Source organism: Streptomyces sp. SN-593 (genome assembly GCF_016756395.1).
Taxonomy (GTDB): Bacteria; Actinomycetota; Actinomycetes; order Streptomycetales; family Streptomycetaceae; genus Actinacidiphila; species Actinacidiphila reveromycinica.
Map to the genome: position 1 here is coordinate 5,724,629 of NZ_AP018365.1, position 17,060 is coordinate 5,741,688.

The window sequence follows — 17,060 nt, forward strand, 5'->3', positions numbered from 1 at the left end:
GCTGTAAAAGTGCGTGCGGCAGCCGACATTTCGGGCGGTGGGGGGAGTTTCGGGCATCCTTGAGGAGGGTGGCATGAGGCGCAAGCTCATCGCTGCGATCGGCGTCGCGGCAGTCCTGACCGGTGTCGCGGCCTGTGGCGGCAGCAGCGACAAGTCCGACTCGGGCAAGGGGAGTTCTGCCGGACCGGCCGACTTCAAGGGCAAGACCCTCAACGTGTGGCTGATGAGCGGCTCCAACCCGCCCGGGTGGACCAAGGACATCACCGCCGCGTTCGAGAAGCAGTACCCCGGCGCGAAGCTGAAGATCACCGTCCAGCAGTGGGACGGCATCCAGCAGAAGCTCACCACCGCCCTGTCGGAGAGCACCCCGCCGGACGTCATCGAGGTCGGCAACACCCAGACGCCGTACTACGCGGCGACCGGCGGTCTGAAGGACCTCAGCAGCGTGAAGTCCGACATCGGCGGCGACGACTGGGTGCCGGCGCTCAACGGCTCCGCGGTCTACGACGGCAAGCAGTTCGCCGCGCCGTGGTACTTCGCCAGCCGGGTGGTCGTCTACAACAAGAAGATCTGGACCGCGGCCGGCATCACCACGACGCCGAAGACGCAGGACGAGCTCTTCTCCGACCTGGACAAGATCAAGGCCAAGGGCACCAAGGACGCCTTCTACCTGCCCGGCCAGGACTGGTACGGCTTCGACGGCTTCCTGCTCGACGCCGGCGCCGACCTGGTCAAGAAGGACGGCGACAAGTACACGGGCAACCTGGACACCCCGCAGGCCGCCTCGGCGATCAACCTCTACAAGAAGCTGAACTCCTACGGCACCGCGCCGAAGGACAAGGACGAGGCCACCCCGCAGCAGTCCGACGTCTTCGCCAAGGGCGACGTCGGCGCGTTCCTCGGCCTGGGCTGGGAGGCGGCCGGCGCCATCTCCAAGAACGCGGCGCTGAAGGACCAGGTCGGCTACTTCGCCTTCCCGGGCAAGACCGCCGCCAAGACCGCCAGCGTCTTCGTGGGCGGCTCCAACCTGGCGATCTCCCAGGGCAGCAAGAACCCCGAGCTGGCCCAGGACTTCCTGAAGCTGGCGATGTCCGACCAGTTCGAGGGCGAGCTCGCCAAGGAGGGCGGCGTCGTCCCGAACAAGTCGAGCCTGGACTCCAACCTGACCGGGAACGCGTTCGGCTCCGTCTCGGCCGCGGCCGCGGCCAACGGCGGCACCACCCCGCTCATCCCGGCCTGGGGCAACGTCGAGAACGCGCCCAACCCGATCACCACCCTCTTCATGACCGGCGTGCTCCAGGGCCAGTCCCCGAGCGCGGCCGCCAAGAAGGCGGACACCGAGATCGACAAGCGGCTCAGCCAGCAGTAGTCACCCGGTCCGGGTCCGGGCGCCGGCCGCCGTGAGCGGCGGGCGCCCGGACCCGGCACAGCGCCTGGCGGCGGACGGCACGAGGAAGAGGGAAGCATGGCCGCGCAGTACAAAGGGACGCAGGTACGGGCCCCCGACGAGGGAACGGCCATGACCCCGTCCGGCAGAGCGCACGACGGCGGGCGGCCGCCGGCGGGCACGGGCAGGACGCGGTCCGCCGGCAGTGCGATAGCCGGCCGCTCGCTGCCCTACCTGCTGATCCTGCCCGCGCTGGTGGCCACCGCCCTGCTGCTGGGCTACCCGCTGGTGCGGAACGTGCTCATCTCGTTCCAGACCCTCAACGCCTTCCAACTGATCCAGCACACCACCCAGTGGACCGGGTTCGGCAACTACAAGGCGCAGCTCACCAGCGCCGAGTTCTGGCACACCACCGAGCGGTCGGTCTTCTTCACCCTCGCCAACGTCGCGCTGATCATGGTCTTCGGCACCCTGGTCGGGCTGCTGCTCTACCGGCTCGGCAAGCGGATGCGGATGCTGCTGTCGATCGGCCTGGTGCTGGCCTGGGCGATGCCGGTGGTCGCCGGCACCACGGTCTACCAGTGGCTCTTCGACACCCGCTACGGCGTGGTCAACTGGGTCCTCTGGAAGCTCGGCTGGCACTCGATGCACGGCTACAACTGGTTCGGCGGCCAGTTCTCCACCTTCTCCGTCATCACCCTGATGATCGTCTGGCAGTCGGTGCCGTTCGTCGCCCTGAACCTCTACGCGGGCCTGACCACCATCTCCGGTGAGATCTTCGAGGCGGCCCGGATGGACGGCGCCAGCGCCTGGCGCTCCTTCACCTCGGTGCTCTTCCCGATGCTCAGGCCGTTCTTCCTGAGCACCGCGTTCCTGGAGATCATCTGGGTGTTCAAGGCGTTCACCCAGGTCTACGCCCTGAACGCCGGCGGACCCGAGGGCCTGACCGAGACGCTGCCGGTCTACGCCTACGTCGAGGGCGTCGGCAACCAGCACTACGGCACCGGCGCGGCGATCTCCGTGCTGACCATCGTCATCCTCCTGGTGCTCATGTCCTACTACTTCCGAATCATCCTGAAGCAGGAGGACGACCTGTGAGGCGCTCCCTGTTCGGACGGCTGTGGCCCAACGTCGTCGCGGTCATCCTCTTCGTCTTCTTCGTCTTCCCCGTCTACTGGATGCTGACGACGGCCTTCAAGCCGGACCTCGACATCATCTCCACCACGCCGGTCTTCGTGCCCTTCCACGGCACCACGTCGCACTTCGACAAGGCCGTGCACGCGGCGGGCTTCTGGACGCTGGTGCGCAACAGCCTGACCGTCACCATCGGCGCGGTGCTGCTGTCGCTGCTGGTGGCGACCGCGGCGGCGTTCGCGGTGGCGCGGATGCGCTTCCTGGGCCGCAAGGCGTTCATCCTCATCGTGATGATGGCCCAGATGGCGCCGTGGGAGGTCATGACGATCTCCGTCTACATGGTGGTCCGCGACCAGGACATGCTCAACAGCCTGCTGCCGCTGACCCTCTTCTACATGATGATGATCCTGCCCTTCACCATCTGGACGCTGCGCGGGTTCATCGCCGCGGTGCCCAAGGAACTGGAGGAGTCCGCCCTGATGGACGGCTGCACCCGGTTGCAGGCGTTCGTGCGGGTGGTGCTGCCGCTGCTGGCCCCGGGGCTGATGTCCACCTCGCTGTTCGGCTTCATCACGGCCTGGAACGAGTTCCCCCTCGTCCTCATCCTCAACAAGGAGAGCGGCCAGACCCTGCCCCTGTGGCTGACCCAGTTCCAGACCAACTTCGGTGACGACTGGGGCGCTACCATGGCCGCTTCCAGCCTGTTCACCATCCCCGTGGTGATCGTCTTCCTGGTCCTCCAGCGCAGGGCCGTCGCCGGTCTGACCGCCGGGGCGGTGAAGGGATGAGCGCCATCGCCCGCACCGAAGACCTCGACGGCGCCGCCGGGCCGGACACCGCGACGCTCACCGCGGACGCGCTGGCCGTCCTCCAGCCCGGCTTCGACGGCCTGACGGCGCCCGCGTGGCTGCTGCGGATGGTCGGCGAGGGGCTCGGCTCGGTCGCCCTGTTCTCCCGGAACGTGGAGTCGCCCGAGCAGGTGGCCGCGCTCACCGCGCAGTTGCGGCGGGTACGGCCGGACCTGCTGGTCGTCGCCGACGAGGAGGGCGGCGACGTCACCCGGCTGGAGGCGCGCGGCGGTTCGTCGTTCCCCGGCAACCTGGCGCTCGGCGCGGTCGACGACGTGGAGCTGACCTGCGAGGTCGCCGCCGAACTCGGCCGCCGACTGGCCGCGTGCGGGGTGGACTTCGACTGGGCGCCGTCCGCCGACGTCAACTCCGACCCGGACAACCCGGTGATCGGGGTGCGCTCCTTCGGGGCCGACCCCGACCTGGTGGCCCGCCACACGGCCGCCTACGTGCGGGGCCTGCAGTCCGCGGGCGTGGCCGCCAGCGTCAAGCACTTCCCCGGCCACGGCGACACCGCCGTCGACTCGCACCACGCGATGCCGCGGATCGACGTGGACATCGAGACCCTGCGCACCCGCGAGCTGGTGCCCTTCCGCGCCGCGCTCGCGGCCGGCGCGAAGGCCGTGATGAGCGCGCACATCCTGGTGCCGGCGCTCGACCCGGTGCTGCCCGGCACGCTCAGCCCGGCCGTCCTCGGCGGCCTGCTGCGCGCGCCGGTGGAGGAGGGCGGCCTCGGCTACGACGGCCTGGTGGTCACCGACGGCATCGAGATGCGGGCCATCTCCGGCACGTACGGGATCGAGCGCGGCACCGTGATGGCGCTGGCCGCCGGCTGCGACGCGATCTGCGTCGGAGGCGGCCTGTGCGACGAGCAGACCGTGCTGGACCTGCGCGACGCGATCGTGGCGGCGGTCCGGGACGGATCGCTGCCCGCCGAGCGGCTGGCCGACGCCGCCCGCCGGGTACGGGAACTGGCCGCCTGGGCGGTCGCACAGCGGTCGGGTGGGCCGGAGGGGAGCGCACCCGGCTCCGACATCGGCCTGCGGGCGGCCCGCCGCGCGCTGCGGATCACCCGGAGCGAGGACCACACCCCGCTGGCAGCCCCGCCCTACGTGGCGGCGTTCACGCCGATGGCGAACATCGCGGTCGGCGACGTGACCCCGTGGGGGGTGGCCGCGGAACTGGAGCGGCTGCTGCCCGGCACCCGCACCGGCGACTACCGCACCGGCGACGTCTCCGAGGTGCTCGCCGCCGCCGGCGACCGCCGGGTGGTGGCCGTGGTCCGCGACGCGCACCGGCACCCGTGGATGCGGCAGGCGCTGGACGGCCTGGTGGCGGCCCGCCCGGACACCGTCGTGGTCGAGATGGGCGTGCCCCAGTCCGCGCCGGTCGGCTCCCTGTACATCGCCACCCACGGCGCCGCCCGGGTCTGCGGCGAGGCCGCGGCGGAGGCGATCGTCGGCCGGGCCTGACCCGGCACGGCCCGGACACGGCGGACGCCGCGCACTCCCTCACGGAAGTGCGCGGCGTCCGCCGTGTCGCGGGGCCGGGGAGGCGCCCCGCGGGCCTCGGGCCTACAGCCCCTGCCAGTCCGGCTTGGCGGCGTAGGTGGCGCGGAAGTACGGCGCCAGCTTCAGTTCGGCGGCGGCGGCCTCGTCGACCACCACCGTGGCGTGCGGGTGGAGCTGGAGCGCGGAGGCGGGCACCACGGCGGCGACCGGGCCCTCCACGGTCCGCGCGACGGCCTCGGCCTTGCCCTCCCCGGTGGCCAGGAGCACCAGGTGCCGTGCCTCCAGGATGGTGCCGATGCCCTGGGTGATCACGTGCCGCGGCACCTGCTCGATGTCGCCGTCGAAGAAGCGGGCGTTGTCCACCCGGGTCTGCTCGGTGAGCGTCTTGATCCGGGTGCGGGAGGCGAGCGAGGAGCAGGGCTCGTTGAACCCTATGTGCCCGTCGGTGCCGATGCCGAGCAGTTGGAGGTCCACCCCGCCCGCGGCCGCGAGCGCCTCGTCGTACGCCGCGCAGGCCGCCCGTACGTCGCTGGCGGCGCCGTCGGGTCCCATGAACGACTTCGGCGACAGGCCGAGCGGGTCGACGACCTCGCGCAGCACCACCGAGCGGTACGACTCGGGGTGCCCGGCGGGCAGTCCCACGTACTCGTCGAGCTGGCAGACCCGCGCCCGGGAGGCGTCCACCGCGCCGGACCGCACCTTCGCGGCCAGCGCGCTGTAGACCGGCAGCGGCGTGGAACCGGTCGCCACGCCGAGCAGGGCGTCGGGCTTGCGGCGCAGCAGGGCGGCCATGGCCTCCGCGATGAGTTCGCCGCCTGCGGCGGCGTCCGGCACGATGACGACTTCCACGCTGGTCCTGCCGTTCTCAAGAGGGGTTCATGTGGTATAGACCAATCTAGCAGACGGGCCCCTTCGGTGGTGCGGTCCGCGAGGCCCGGCGTCCGACAGGTGGGAGCCGCCCGACGGCGAAGGAGGCCGCGCGGCCCAGAGGCGCCGACCGCGGGACTCGGTTCTCCGCGGCGGGAGCGGCGGGAGCGACAGGGCGGCGGGGTGGCGGGCCCGCGGGGCGGCGGTGGAAGGGCCCGGAAAACACTTCGGGCCGCGGTGCCGGGAGGGGACCCTCAACCCCTCCAGCACCGCAGCCCGGAGCTGCCGTCGGCACCGTGGTCGGCGGGTGTGCGGTGCCCTCCGACCCGATAGGGCCGACCAGTGAGGCGTCCGGCGTAGTCAGGGCAGAGAACGCCTTGGCCTCGATCCGTCCTCCTGTGCGGGGAGGCCGGAGGTCTACTCATCGGTATTGTGGACTAGACCAGTGGGCCTTGTCCATGGGTGTGCCACCGATTCGGTCCGTGAATTCCCGGCCGGACGCGCCGCGAAACGCGCCGGACCGCACAGGTTCGGCCGGGAGGTACGCTCACTGGCGTGCCCTCCATGAACGACCTCGTCCGCGAGCACACCGGCCTCGATTCCTCCGACCTCGAATGGCTGCACCTGCTCGTCTCGGAGTGGCAACTGCTCTCCGACCTGTCCTTCGCCGACCTCGTGCTGTGGGTCCCCACCCGGGACGGCACGCGCTACGTGTCGGTGGCCCAGATGCGCCCCAACACCGGCCCCACCTCCTACCAGGACGACATGGTCGGCCACCTGGTGCCGCGCGGCCGCCGTCCGCTGCTGGACGTGGCCCTGGACGAGGGCCGGATCGTCCGCGAGGGCGACCCGGAGTGGCGCGAGGAGGTGCCGGTGCGGGTGGAGTCCATCCCGGTGCGGCACGACGGCCGGGTGCTGGGGGTGATCGCCCGCAACACCAACCTGCTGACCGTGCGCACCCCGAGCCGACTGGAACTCACCTACCTGCAGAGCGCGTCCGACCTGGCCCAGATGATCGCCGCGGGCGCCTTCCCGTTCCCGGCCGAGCAGGTGGACATGGACGCCTCGCCACGGGTCGGCGACGGGCTGATCCGGCTGGACGCCGACGGCATGGTCCAGTACGCGAGCCCGAACGCGCTGTCCGCCTACCACCGGCTGGGCCTGGCCGCCGACCTGGTCGGCCAGCACCTGGGCCGGGCCAGCGTCGAACTCGCCCCGGAGCGCGGGCCGGTGGAGGAGGCGCTGGTGAAGCTCGCCAGCGGCTGGGCGCCCCGGGAGTTCGAGGTCGAGGCGGGCGACGGGGTGATCCAGTTGCGCGCGATCCCGCTCAAGCCCAAGGGCGTGCACACCGGTTCGCTGGTGCTGCTCCGCGACGTCACCGAACTGCGGCGCCGCGAGCGGGAGCTGATCACCAAGGACGCCACCATCCGGGAGATCCACCACCGGGTGAAGAACAACCTCCAGACGGTCGCCGCGCTGCTGCGGCTCCAGGCCCGCCGGATGGACTCCGAGCGGGCCCGCGAGGCGCTGGACGAGGCGGTGCGGCGGGTCGGGTCGATCGCGATCGTGCACGAGACGCTGTCGCAGAACCTGGACGAGAAGGTCGAGTTCGACGAGATCGCCGACCGGGTGCTGGCGATGGTCGCGGAGATCTCACCCGGACGGGTCACCACCCGGCGCGGCGGCAAGTTCGGCATCCTCAGCGCGGAGACCGCCACCCCGCTGTCCATGGTGCTGACCGAACTCCTGCAGAACGCCCTCGAACACGGCTTCGGGCCGGGGGAGTCGGGCACCGTGGAGGTCGCCGCGACCCGCTCCCGCGAGCGCATCGCGGTCACCGTCCAGGACGACGGGCGCGGCCTGCCGGCCGACTTCGACGCGCAGCGGGCCGGCAACCTGGGTCTCCAGATCGTCCGCACCCTGGTGGTGGGCGAGTTGGGCGGCACCTTCGACATGCTGCCGTCCCCGGACGGCCCCGGCACCCGGGTCGTCCTCGAACTGCCCCTGGAGGGTTGAGAGTTCACCCGTACGGCTGAGGGGCGCTCCCGCCGGCCGCGGCGGGCGGGAGCGCCCACACACGAGGGAAGCCCCGTACCCATCCGGTACGGGGCTTCCCTCGGTGGTGCATGCTGCGCGTATTGGCAGGTGCTGCGCGCTGCGGCTCGGGGGTTAAGGCTTCTCGGTCGTCCTGGTTCTCAGGCGCTGGCGTTACGGGCCCGGTTGCGGGCGGCGCGGCGCTTCATCGCACGACGCTCATCCTCGCTGAGGCCACCCCAGACACCGGCGTCCTGACCGCTCTCCAGCGCCCACTGAAGGCACTGGTCCATGACAGGGCACCGCCGGCAGACGGCCTTGGCTTCCTCGATCTGCAGCAGCGCAGGACCGGTGTTGCCGATGGGGAAGAAGAGCTCGGGGTCTTCCTCGCGGCAAACGGCGCGGTGACGCCAGTCCATGGCTGCTCCAACTCCTTGTGTGACAAGCAGGTTGCTTGTGAATGTGAACGCTTTCACGAATCCCCCCGCAGGGAACGGGACGCCACCCAACCGTCGCTGGCTGGTGCGGTCCCGCTGGTGTGAGGTAGGAGATTCGGGCTCTCATGGGGGCCGTTTACCCGGCCGTCCCGATCGCCAGTAAGAGACTCGCAAACCTCGGCTGGAGATACAACCCCTTCAGGAAAGTTTTTTTGGATTCCTCGGTGTCGCCTCGGTCACAGCCGTACTTCCATGGGGTGCGGGGCAGGCTAAACGTTCGAGTAAAAGGACTTTAGGCTCTTCGACTTACACAATCACACGCAGTGCACGGCGTACGCCTGTGAAGGTTGCGCTCGTACGCAGCCCGAGGTGGTCACCATCCACCTGGAAGGGCAGCGGAGCCTGCGAATGCAAGGTGAAGTCCGTCAGGTCGTGCAGCGCCACCGCGTACTTGCCGCGGGGTCCGCGCTCCGGGGTGGAGCGGAGCAACTGTGCTGCGTAACGGGCGCCCGCCACCGTGGACATCCTGGTCACGCCCAGCACGTCGAGCGCGGTGTCGAAGGACGCCTCGGGGGAGGCGTACACCGGTTTGTTGCCGAGATAGGTCCAGGGCGCGGTATTGCAGATTATGGCGGTGGTCAGGTTCTCCACCGGTTCCCCGTCCGGCTGTTCCAGCGTGATGGTGCCGTGCCGGCGGTGCGGATCGGCCATGAACTGGCGGGCCACCTGCCGCAGGTACAGCGCGTGCGTGGACCGTTTGCCCAACTCCCGCTGCTGCTCGACCCGTCCGACCACGCCGGCGTCGAAGCCGAGCCCCGCGCAGAAGGTGAACCAGCGCGGCGGCACGCCCTCGTCCTCGCTGCCCCTGGTGCCGCTCACCAGTCCCAGGCCCACCGTCCGGGAGGAGCCCGCGCGCAGCGCGTCCAGCAGGGCGCCGGTGGCCTCCACGGCGTCGTTGGGCAGCCCCAGGGCGCGGGCGAACACGTTCGTGGAGCCGCCCGGCACCACCGCCAGGTGCGGCAGGCCCTCCGGGTCGGGGCCGTGGTGCAGCAGCCCGTTCACCACCTCGTTCACGGTGCCGTCGCCGCCGAGGGCCACCACGAGCTCGACCTCGCCCCCTTCCGCGGCCTTCCGGCCGAGGTCCCGCGCGTGCCCGCGGTACTCGGTGGTGGCCACCTCCAGCTTCAGATCGCTGGACAGCGCGGTACTGATCACGTCGCGGACCCGTGCGCTTGTGGTGGTGGCGGCGGGGTTGACCACGAGAAGAGCACGCATGCTCGACAGCGTACCTACGGATTTTCGCGCCCGGCTACGCTGGCACGTGTGAGCCAGAAGACGACGAAGCGCAAGGAGTCCGGTGCGGGCGGGGCGGCCGGGGCCGCCGACGGCCCCGCGCCCCAGGCGGCGCCGGCCGGGCCGCCCCCCGCGCGGCTGACGGCCGCGGCGGTCGTTGCCGGGCTGGAGGGGCTCGCCATCGCCGCGTGGGGCGTCACGATGTTCTTCGGCGGGAGCAGCGACGTGCTGCCCGGGGTGCTCGTGCTCGCCCTCGCCGCGCTGCCGCTGCTCGCCGCGTACGGGCTGCGCCGGGCCCGGCGGTGGAGTCGCGGGCCGGCGCTCATCGTGCAGCTCGTCGCGCTGCCGATCGCGTGGAACCTGGTGCGCGGGGACGGCGCCGGCGTCGTGGCGGCCGGGGCGGTGCTCGGCGTGCTCGCCCTCGCCGGCCTGGTCCTGCTCGTCCACCCGGCCACCACGGACGCGCTCGGCATCAGCAGGACCGCCGCGTAGCCCCTCCGGGGGTTCCAGGAGGTACCCCCGGCGCCCCCTCGCGGCAACGGCTCCACCTGGCCCGCCCCGGAGGAACCCGGTCATGCCCAGGGGCGCGGGGAACTGCGCGACCAGCCCACGACGGCCGCAAGGTCCCGCCACCCCCGGGACGGGGCAGCCGTGGGGCCGCCCCCCACCGGGCAGGTGGTCGCTGGACCCCTCAGGACGGGGCAGCCGTGTGGGCGCCCCCGCTGGCAGGTGGTCCCGGAGCCGGCCGGGGCGAGGCAGCCGTGGGGCCGCCCCTCACCGGGCAGGTGGTCGCTGGACCCTCAGGGCTGGGCGGCCGTGGGGCGCCTCCCACCGGCAGGTGGTCCCGGAGCCGGCGGGGACGGGGCAGCCGGGAGGGTCCGCTCGGCCCGCCCGGCAAGGGCTACTCGTCGATGAGCAGCTTGTCCCGTAGCTGCGCCAGCGTGCGGGCGAGCAGGCGGCTGACGTGCATCTGCGAGATCCCTACCTCCTGCGCGATCTGCGACTGCGTCATGTTGCCGAAGAACCGCAGCAGCAGGATCGTCTTTTCACGCGGGGGGAGCTGCTCCAGCAGCGGCTTGAGCGACTCGCGGTACTCGACCCCCTCCAGCGCCTCGTCCTCGGAGCCGAGCGTGTCGGCGACCGCCGGCGACTCGTCGTCGGTGTCGGGCACGTCGAGCGAGAGCGTGCTGTACGCGTTCGCCGACTCCAGCCCCTCCAGGACCTCCTCCTCGGAGATCTTGAGGTGCTCGGCCAGTTCGTGCACGGTCGGCGCCCTGCCGTGCCGCTGGGACAGCTCGCCGGTGGCGCTGGTGAGCGACAGCCGCAGTTCCTGGAGCCGGCGCGGCACCCGCACCGCCCAGCCCTTGTCCCGGAAGTGCCGCTTGATCTCGCCGACGACCGTCGGCGTGGCGTACGTGGAGAACTCCACGCCGCGCTCGACGTCGAACCGGTCGACCGACTTGATCAGCCCGATCGTGGCGACCTGGGTGAGGTCGTCCAGCGGCTCACCGCGGTTGCGGAAGCGGCGGGCGAGGTGCTCGACCAGCGGCAGGTGCATCCGCACCAACTGGTTGCGCAGCTCTGCCCGCTCCGGCGAGCCCTCGGGCAGTTTGCCCAGCTCGACGAAGAGCGCGCGGGCGCCCGAGCGGTCGTGCGGGTCGTGCCGCTCGGCGGGCTCGGCCGCGGCGGGCTCCCCGGCGGCCTGCTCGGGGCCGTCCGGGGCGGGGCGCTCCGCCGGCGCGGGCTGCTCCGGCTGCCCGGGCCGGGTCGGCCGGGTGGGGTGCTCCGCCGACGCCGCGTGCTCGTGCTGATCCATCCGGCCCGCCTGCTCCGCCTGCTCCGACGCGTCCATCACTTCCCTACGGTCCATCCGGCCGGGGACCGGCCCGGGATCGGGGTCCGCCGCCCCGGGATCGGGGTGCGGTCTTGCCGACGGCCGCGGCGCCCCGGCAGGACCGGCGCCCACGGGGTCCGGCTGCTGGGCCGGTACGAAGGCGCGGCCGCGCGCCGCGGGCACGTCGTGCTCCGCGGGCGGGCCTGGGGTCTCTGCTGGGCTCACGACGGCCGCCTCACATGCCTCACGACAGTCCGGGTACGGCGCCGCGCTTCTTGTGCAGACTGATGCTGACCGTCCGGTCCTCCGCGACGGTGGAGTCCACCTCGCCGGCCAGCGCGGACAGCACCGTCCACGCGAAGGTGTCGCGCTCCGGGGCGCGGCCGTCGGTGGTCGGCGCGGAGACGGTCACCCACAGCGAGTCCCCGACCAGGCGGAACACGCAGCTCAGCACCGAACCGGGGACAGCCTGTTGCAAGAGGATCGCGCACGCCTCGTCGACGGCGATCCGCAGATCCTCGATCTCGTCGAGGGTGAAGTCCAGCCGGGCCGCGAGTCCGGCCGTGGCCGTCCGCAGTACCGACAGATACGCTCCCGCCGCGGGCAGCCGGACCTCGACGAAGTCCTTCGACCCGGGCTCGCCTGCGATCTGGGACACCCACACCTCCAAGGTGGCACACAGTGATTGCTCTGGTTCGCAGCGACGCTACCGCGATCCGTGCCCGGCTGTCGCCCGGACGGCGCACGGCCCCTCTCATTCTGTCACCGATGGTAAGCGTACGGGCACGGAAGGTGTGCCACTGGCCGCCGGCTCAATGCGCATGGGTCGGCGTCTGGTTGGACGGCGGGACGGCCCCGCCGGTTGCAGCCGCGGCCGATCCGGCGCGGGCGGCCAGCGCGTGCAGGGCCGGACCGGACAGCCGCTGGACCGTCCACTCGTCCTGGGGCAGCGCCCCGATGGACCGGTAGACGCCCAGCGCCCGCTCGTTCCAGTCGAGCACGGTCCACTCGAAGCGCTCGTAGCCGCGCTCGACGCAGATCGCCGCCAGCGCGGCCAGCAGCGCCTTGCCGTGGCCGGCGCCGCGCAGCTCCGGGCGGACGTACAGGTCCTCCAGGTACATGCCCGGCTTGCCGGTCCAGGTGGAGAAGTTCCGGAACCACAGCGCGAACCCGACCGGGCCCCCGCCTCCGGAGTCCTCGCCCCCGGTCCCGCCGTCGGGCTCCGCGATGAGCGCGGAGGCCACCGCGTCGGGGCCGAACAGCGCGTCCCGCAACTGCGCGACGGTGGCCCGCGCCTCCTGCGGTGCCCGTTCGTACGCGGCCAGTTCACGGATCATCGCCTGGACGGCGGGGACGTCTTCGGGGGTCGCGGCGCGGATCATGCCACCAGATTACGGCCGTACGGTGTGACGGCCGTAAAGGCGTCCGGTCGGCTCATCCGGTGATCACCGCGGCGACCCGGGTGCCGGGCGTGAAGGCGCCCTCGCCGGCCAGTCGGAAGACGGCGTGCAGGGCCTTGGCGACGTAGACGCGCTCCAGGTCACGGCCCTCCAGCGCCTCGCGGTGCCGGGCCGCGAAGTCGTCGGCGAAGGCGTCGAGCGCGGGGGTGGTGCGGGCGAAGCCGCCGCCGTGGAAGCGGTCCTCCACCCGCCAGTCACCCCGCCGCCCGCCGAAGGCGTCCCCTTGCAGCCGCAACACCTCCCCGGCGAGGAAGCCGCCGCGCAGCACCGCGATGCCGACCGCGCGGGCGGGCGGGGGCAGTCCGGCCGCCAGCCCCGCGAGGGTGCCGCCGGTGCCGCAGGCGACCGCCACCACGTCGGCGGCCGCGCCGATCTCCCGGCCCAGCTCCGCGCAGCCGCGGACCGCCGCCGGGTCGGAGCCGCCCTCCGGGACGACGTGGGCGGGGCCGTAGCGCTCCAGCAGCGGGGCCAGGACGCCGGGTTCGGTCTTGCGGCGGTAGGCGGCGCGGTCCAGGAAGTGCAGCCGCATGCCGTCTGCGGCGGCGCCGGCGAGGGAGTCGTTGAGCGGCCGGCCGGCCAGCTCGTCGCCGCGCACCACGCCGACCGTGCGCAGGCCGAGCAGGCGGCCGGCGGCGGCCGTGGCCCGCAGGTGGTTGGAGTAGGCGCCGCCGAAGGTCAGGAGGGTGTCGTGGCCGGCGGCCACGGCGGCGGCCAGGTTCGGGTTGAGCTTGCGGAACTTGTTGCCCGGCAGCAGCGGGTGGGCGAGGTCGTCCCGCTTGAGCAGCAGCCGCACCCCGTGCCGGGCCAGCCGCTCGTCGGCCACTTCCACCAGCGGCGTGGGCAGGCTCCCGGCGAGTAGGGTCACCCGGCCATTGTCCCCGGCGCCCCGGCCGTCCGGGGTGCCCGGTCCCGTCGCCTCCGAGCCCGCCCGCTGTGGCGGGGCCGGGTAAGTGTCACCCGGACGGGTGACACTTGACGGCTCGGGGCGGATGCCGCCCCCGAGGGACTTTTCTTGGCGCACCTGCTCCCACGGGCGCGATTGACGGTGCATCCTTACTCCCGTGCCCGACAAGGACCCGGGACCCGTGCGGTCCGCAGCCGAGGGAGCCACTGCGGCCAGTGACGCGGGAGACGCGCTCACCGCGACCGTGCGCGGCCTGCTGCCCTCGCTCACCCCGGCGGCGGCCCGGATCGCCGCCCTCATCGTGCGCGACCCCGCCCAGGTCGCCCGCAGCACCATCTCGGAGCTGAGCGCGCTGGCCGGCACCAGCGAGTCCTCGATCGTGCGCACCGCCCGCGCGCTCGGCTTCGCCGGCTACCCCGAACTGCGGCTCGCGCTGGCCGCGTCGGCGGCCCGGCAGGGGCCGCGCTCGACGCTCTCGGCGGGCATCACCCCCGACGACTCGGCCGGCGAGGTCATCGCCAAGCTGGTGCACACCGAGTCCCAGGCGGTGCTGGAGACCGCCACCCAGCTCGACCCCGGGCAGCTTTCCGGCGCGGTCAAGGCGGTGTGCGGGGGCGGGCAACTGCACATCGCCGGGGTCGGCGCATCCGGCCTGGTCGCCCAGGACCTCCAGCAGAAGCTGGCCCGGGTCGGCCGGCCCTGCCACGCGCACGGCGACTCGCAGTCCGCGCTCACCAGCGCGGTGCTGCTCGGCGAGGGCGACGTGTTCCTGGCCGTCTCGCATTCCGGCGAGAGCCGCGACGTGCTCGAACCGCTGCGCCGGGCCGCGGCCTTGGGCGCCACCACGGTGGTGATCACCAACCACCCGATGTCCTCGGCGGCCCGGCTCGCCGACTTCGTGCTGGTGTCGGCGGGCCGGGAGACCACCTTCCGGCCGGGCGCCATGGCCAGCCGGATCAGCCAGCTCGTGGTGGTGGACTGCCTGTTCGTGTGCGTGGCGCAGCGCACCTTCGACCTGTCCAGCCGCGCGCTGCGGATCACCCACCAGGCGCTGGAGAGCGACCGGGCGCACTGAGCCCTGACCGGTGCGCCCGGCCGCTCCCGAGCCCGGCTATGCCGGGGCCGCGGTCACTTCGCGGGCACCACGTCCACGTCGTCCGCGCTCACGAACGCCATGCGGTGGTTGTAGACGATCTCGTACACCTTCGTCGTCCCGATGAAGTCGGTCCGGTCGTGCGGCGCGGAGCCGTCGTAGTAGATCGCGAAGTACGAGTCGGTGTTGACCGCCGGGCCCGACGCGACGTACGACTGGCCGGCCGCGATCGCGTACTTCTTCGCGGGGGTCTGCGGGCGCGGCGCGGTGCCGCCCTCGAAGGCCACGAAGTCCGCCGGGTAGACCGAGGACTCCGGGTAGGCGGTGGTGTAGACGGGGATCGTGGACCGGCCGGCCTTGGGCACGATCCGTTCGGCCGTCACCGGCACGGTCGTCGGGTGCTGCGCGGAGTCCTGGAGCCACGCCTCCTGCCCGCCGTACCAGATGGCGGTCCAGCCGGGCCTGCGGTCGGCCACGACGTACTGCTCGCCGGCGGGCGCCTTGTCGCCCCAGTCGTTCATCGCGTTCGTGCCCGCCCCGGTCGGGTGCAGGTACGGGTCGGCGAGCAGCGGCGCGCCCGTGCTCGGCGCGGTGTACAGCGGCACGAAGCTGGACGGCGCGTCGCTGGAGGTCACCGGGCAGTCGAAGCTGCGGTACGGGCCGGGGAACTGCTTGTAGCCCTGCACGTCGTCGCAGTACGTGGTGGTCTGCTCGTTGTCCTGGTAGCCGGGCTTGATCGCGACGACGTCGCTGCCCTTCTTCGCGGTGGCGTGGATCGGCGCGCCGAGCAGGTCGAAGAAGTGCTCCCAGTCCCAGCCCGGTCCCGGGTCCCAGTGCTGGGTGGCGATGCCGGCCTCGGTGCCGCCGGGGATGTTGTCGTGGCCGAGGATGTGCGCGCGGTCCAGCGGGATGTCGTACTTGGCCGCCAGGTACTTCACCAGGTTCGCGGTCGAGCGGTACAGGTTCTCGCTGAACCAGGCGGCGCCGTGGGTGGCCCACGCCTCCTGCTCGATGCCGATCGAGTGCTGGTAGAAGGAGCGGTTCGCGCTGTCCCAGGCGATGTCCTTGTCCGGCGTCATCTGGGTGACCAGGCCGTCGGAGGAGCGCACCACGTAGTTCGCGCCGGCGAAGTAGGTCGGGTCGCGGAACAGGTCGAGGGTGCCGTCGTAGGTCTCGTCGGTGGTGTGCAGCGTGATGTAGCGGATGTCCAGGCCGCCGTTCGGGCGGTCGGCGATGTCGTGGCTGCCGTAGTCGGCGAGGTCGTCCGGGTCCAGCAGGCTGTAGGCGCCCGGGATGTAGTCGCACGTCACGGACTTGGGGCACTCGGGCTTCTGGTCGCTCTGCGGCGGCGTGACGTCCTTCAGGCCCAGCTTGCGCACGTCGGCGCGGTTCGGGTGCAGCCCGCGCACCGGGGCCAGCGTGATCTGCTGGCCGTCGTCGGTGGTCCGGCTCTCGCCGGTGCGCAGCGCGCTCCAGACGCCGTCGGCGAACGCCTGGGCGACCTTGTCCTCGGTGGACTGGCCGTAGCGCGCCGCGGCGGCGTACCAGCCGTCCACGGTGCGCGGCAGCCTGCCGTGCCCGTAGCTCCTGGCGTACGAGGCGAGCAGCGCGGCGCCGCCGCGGATGTTCTGCGCCTCGTCGCCCTGCACGGTCGCGGTGTCGGTGCCCAGCAGCGCGGCCGCGGCGGCCGCGGTGTGCTCGGCGGGCGCCTTGAGCAGGTCGGCGTAGCGGGGCGACGCGGTGGTCAGGCCGTCGGCGTCGAGTTCCTTCGCGGTGAGGTCGGTGAGGTTCATCGGGCCGTAGCCGGCCTCGGCGTTCTCCTGCCCGGCGTGGTCCTCCCACCGGGTCTCGTAGAACGACACCGCTTCGAGGACCGGCGCGGGCACGCCGAACTCGGTGGCGGCCGCGGTGAACTCGGCCTGCCGGGTGGACTGCGGGTCGGCGGCCTGCGCGGCCGACCCGGTGACCGCGGTCACCGACAGGCCGGCCAGCAGCGACATCGCCGCGACCAGCGTGGCGGTTCTGCCCCTGCGCGGGCGGGTGAGGGGGTGGTGCATCCAGGCTCCTCGCGTTCCGTTCGGACGGGCACGGAGATCCGTGCTGCGCCGCAGCCTGGCGAGGTCGACTGGCAGTAAGCAACCTCCTCGACGTAAATCCTGAAAGTTTTCTTCACCGGCGGGGGTGCGGGTCGGTGCGAGTCGGGTGATACCGCCCCCGCCGGCGGCCGCGGCCGGGACGGAACCGGGCGGGCGCCCGGG

General features: G+C 72.4%; 15 protein-coding genes. 7 read left to right on the forward strand and 8 right to left on the reverse strand.

Annotated features, from left to right (window positions below; translation table 11 throughout):
• Nucleotides 1-73 precede the first annotated feature (73 nt).
• From RVR_RS24435 to RVR_RS24450, 4 genes are all read left to right on the forward strand, one after another.
• The gene (locus RVR_RS24435; RefSeq protein WP_202236067.1) at nucleotides 74-1,369 is read left to right on the forward strand and encodes an extracellular solute-binding protein; all 1,296 of its coding nucleotides are present in this window, start codon (nucleotides 74-76) and stop codon (nucleotides 1,367-1,369) included.
• Between the two features lie 96 nt (nucleotides 1,370-1,465).
• Nucleotides 1,466-2,485, forward strand: coding sequence for a carbohydrate ABC transporter permease (locus RVR_RS24440; RefSeq protein WP_237404935.1), 1,020 nt, complete (start codon nucleotides 1,466-1,468; stop codon nucleotides 2,483-2,485).
• Nucleotides 2,482-3,309: a carbohydrate ABC transporter permease gene (locus RVR_RS24445; protein WP_202236068.1), complete on the forward strand. Its 828-nt coding sequence runs from the start codon at nucleotides 2,482-2,484 to the stop codon at nucleotides 3,307-3,309. The genes RVR_RS24440 and RVR_RS24445 overlap by 4 nt, the downstream gene beginning before the upstream one ends.
• Nucleotides 3,306-4,841: a glycoside hydrolase family 3 protein gene (locus RVR_RS24450; RefSeq protein WP_202236069.1), complete on the forward strand. Its 1,536-nt coding sequence runs from the start codon at nucleotides 3,306-3,308 to the stop codon at nucleotides 4,839-4,841. Before RVR_RS24445 ends, RVR_RS24450 begins: the two co-directional genes overlap by 4 nt.
• A 102-nt stretch (nucleotides 4,842-4,943) precedes the next feature.
• Here the strand turns inward: RVR_RS24450 and nagB are convergent, their stop codons facing one another.
• The gene (gene nagB, locus RVR_RS24455) at nucleotides 4,944-5,729 is read right to left on the reverse strand and encodes a glucosamine-6-phosphate deaminase (RefSeq protein WP_202236070.1); all 786 of its coding nucleotides are present in this window, start codon (nucleotides 5,727-5,729) and stop codon (nucleotides 4,944-4,946) included.
• Nucleotides 5,730-6,311: 582 nt separating this feature from the next.
• Here nagB and RVR_RS24460 point away from each other — a divergent pair.
• Nucleotides 6,312-7,763, forward strand: a complete 1,452-nt coding sequence (locus RVR_RS24460; RefSeq protein WP_202239092.1) for a sensor histidine kinase — start codon at nucleotides 6,312-6,314, stop codon at nucleotides 7,761-7,763.
• A 179-nt stretch (nucleotides 7,764-7,942) separates the two neighbouring features.
• Here RVR_RS24460 and RVR_RS24465 read toward each other — a convergent pair whose 3' ends face one another.
• Entirely contained in the window at nucleotides 7,943-8,200 is a 258-nt protein-coding gene (locus tag RVR_RS24465) for a WhiB family transcriptional regulator (protein WP_037913060.1), read from the reverse strand.
• Between the two features lie 324 nt (nucleotides 8,201-8,524).
• Nucleotides 8,525-9,493 (reverse strand): diacylglycerol/lipid kinase family protein, encoded by a 969-nt coding sequence (locus RVR_RS24470; RefSeq protein WP_202236071.1) that lies wholly within the window; start codon nucleotides 9,491-9,493, stop codon nucleotides 8,525-8,527.
• Nucleotides 9,494-9,541: 48 nt separating this feature from the next.
• Here RVR_RS24470 and RVR_RS24475 point away from each other — a divergent pair, with 48 nt between their 5' ends.
• Nucleotides 9,542-10,003, forward strand: coding sequence for a hypothetical protein (locus tag RVR_RS24475; protein WP_237404936.1), 462 nt, complete (start codon nucleotides 9,542-9,544; stop codon nucleotides 10,001-10,003).
• A gap of 409 nt (nucleotides 10,004-10,412) precedes the next feature.
• Here the strand turns inward: RVR_RS24475 and RVR_RS24480 are convergent, their stop codons facing one another.
• The 4 genes from RVR_RS24480 to RVR_RS24495 form a co-directional block, all read right to left on the reverse strand.
• Nucleotides 10,413-11,363, reverse strand: coding sequence for an RNA polymerase sigma factor SigF (locus tag RVR_RS24480; RefSeq protein WP_237405397.1), 951 nt, complete (start codon nucleotides 11,361-11,363; stop codon nucleotides 10,413-10,415).
• A 226-nt stretch (nucleotides 11,364-11,589) separates the two neighbouring features.
• Nucleotides 11,590-12,003 carry an ATP-binding protein gene (locus tag RVR_RS24485; protein ID WP_093740726.1) on the reverse strand — a complete coding sequence of 138 codons (414 nt, stop codon included), beginning with the start codon at nucleotides 12,001-12,003 and terminating at the stop codon, nucleotides 11,590-11,592.
• A gap of 154 nt (nucleotides 12,004-12,157) precedes the next feature.
• Nucleotides 12,158-12,727 (reverse strand): GNAT family N-acetyltransferase, encoded by a 570-nt coding sequence (locus RVR_RS24490; protein WP_202236072.1) that lies wholly within the window; start codon nucleotides 12,725-12,727, stop codon nucleotides 12,158-12,160.
• A 52-nt stretch (nucleotides 12,728-12,779) separates the two neighbouring features.
• Nucleotides 12,780-13,670 (reverse strand): 1-aminocyclopropane-1-carboxylate deaminase/D-cysteine desulfhydrase, encoded by an 891-nt coding sequence (locus tag RVR_RS24495; RefSeq protein ID WP_237404937.1) that lies wholly within the window; start codon nucleotides 13,668-13,670, stop codon nucleotides 12,780-12,782.
• 220 nt (nucleotides 13,671-13,890) lie between these two features.
• On the opposite strand from RVR_RS24495, the gene RVR_RS24500 reads away from it, so the two are divergent.
• The gene (locus RVR_RS24500; RefSeq protein ID WP_202236074.1) at nucleotides 13,891-14,784 is read left to right on the forward strand and encodes a MurR/RpiR family transcriptional regulator; all 894 of its coding nucleotides are present in this window, start codon (nucleotides 13,891-13,893) and stop codon (nucleotides 14,782-14,784) included.
• Between the two features lie 53 nt (nucleotides 14,785-14,837).
• On the opposite strand, the gene RVR_RS24505 is transcribed toward RVR_RS24500, so the two are convergent.
• A complete protein-coding gene (locus RVR_RS24505) occupies nucleotides 14,838-16,859 on the reverse strand; it encodes an N-acetylmuramoyl-L-alanine amidase (protein ID WP_202236075.1) in 2,022 nt (673 codons plus the stop codon).
• Nucleotides 16,860-17,060 lie beyond the last annotated feature (201 nt).

What these genes read in the sequence shown, in the direction of transcription:
- RVR_RS24435 (WP_202236067.1), top strand. Translation starts at nt 74, where the DNA reads ATGAGGCGCAAGCTCATCGCTGCGATCGGCGTCGCGGCAGTCCTGACC.
- RVR_RS24440 (WP_237404935.1), top strand. Translation starts at nt 1,466, where the DNA reads ATGGCCGCGCAGTACAAAGGGACGCAGGTACGGGCCCCCGACGAGGGA.
- RVR_RS24450 (WP_202236069.1), top strand. Translation starts at nt 3,306, where the DNA reads ATGAGCGCCATCGCCCGCACCGAAGACCTCGACGGCGCCGCCGGGCCG.
- RVR_RS24460 (WP_202239092.1), top strand. Translation starts at nt 6,312, where the DNA reads ATGAACGACCTCGTCCGCGAGCACACCGGCCTCGATTCCTCCGACCTC.
- RVR_RS24465 (WP_037913060.1), bottom strand. Translation starts at nt 8,200, where the DNA reads ATGGACTGGCGTCACCGCGCCGTTTGCCGCGAGGAAGACCCCGAGCTC.
- RVR_RS24470 (WP_202236071.1), bottom strand. Translation starts at nt 9,493, where the DNA reads ATGCGTGCTCTTCTCGTGGTCAACCCCGCCGCCACCACCACAAGCGCA.
- RVR_RS24480 (WP_237405397.1), bottom strand. Translation starts at nt 11,363, where the DNA reads ATGGACGCGTCGGAGCAGGCGGAGCAGGCGGGCCGGATGGATCAGCAC.
- RVR_RS24490 (WP_202236072.1), bottom strand. Translation starts at nt 12,727, where the DNA reads ATGATCCGCGCCGCGACCCCCGAAGACGTCCCCGCCGTCCAGGCGATG.
- RVR_RS24505 (WP_202236075.1), bottom strand. Translation starts at nt 16,859, where the DNA reads ATGCACCACCCCCTCACCCGCCCGCGCAGGGGCAGAACCGCCACGCTG.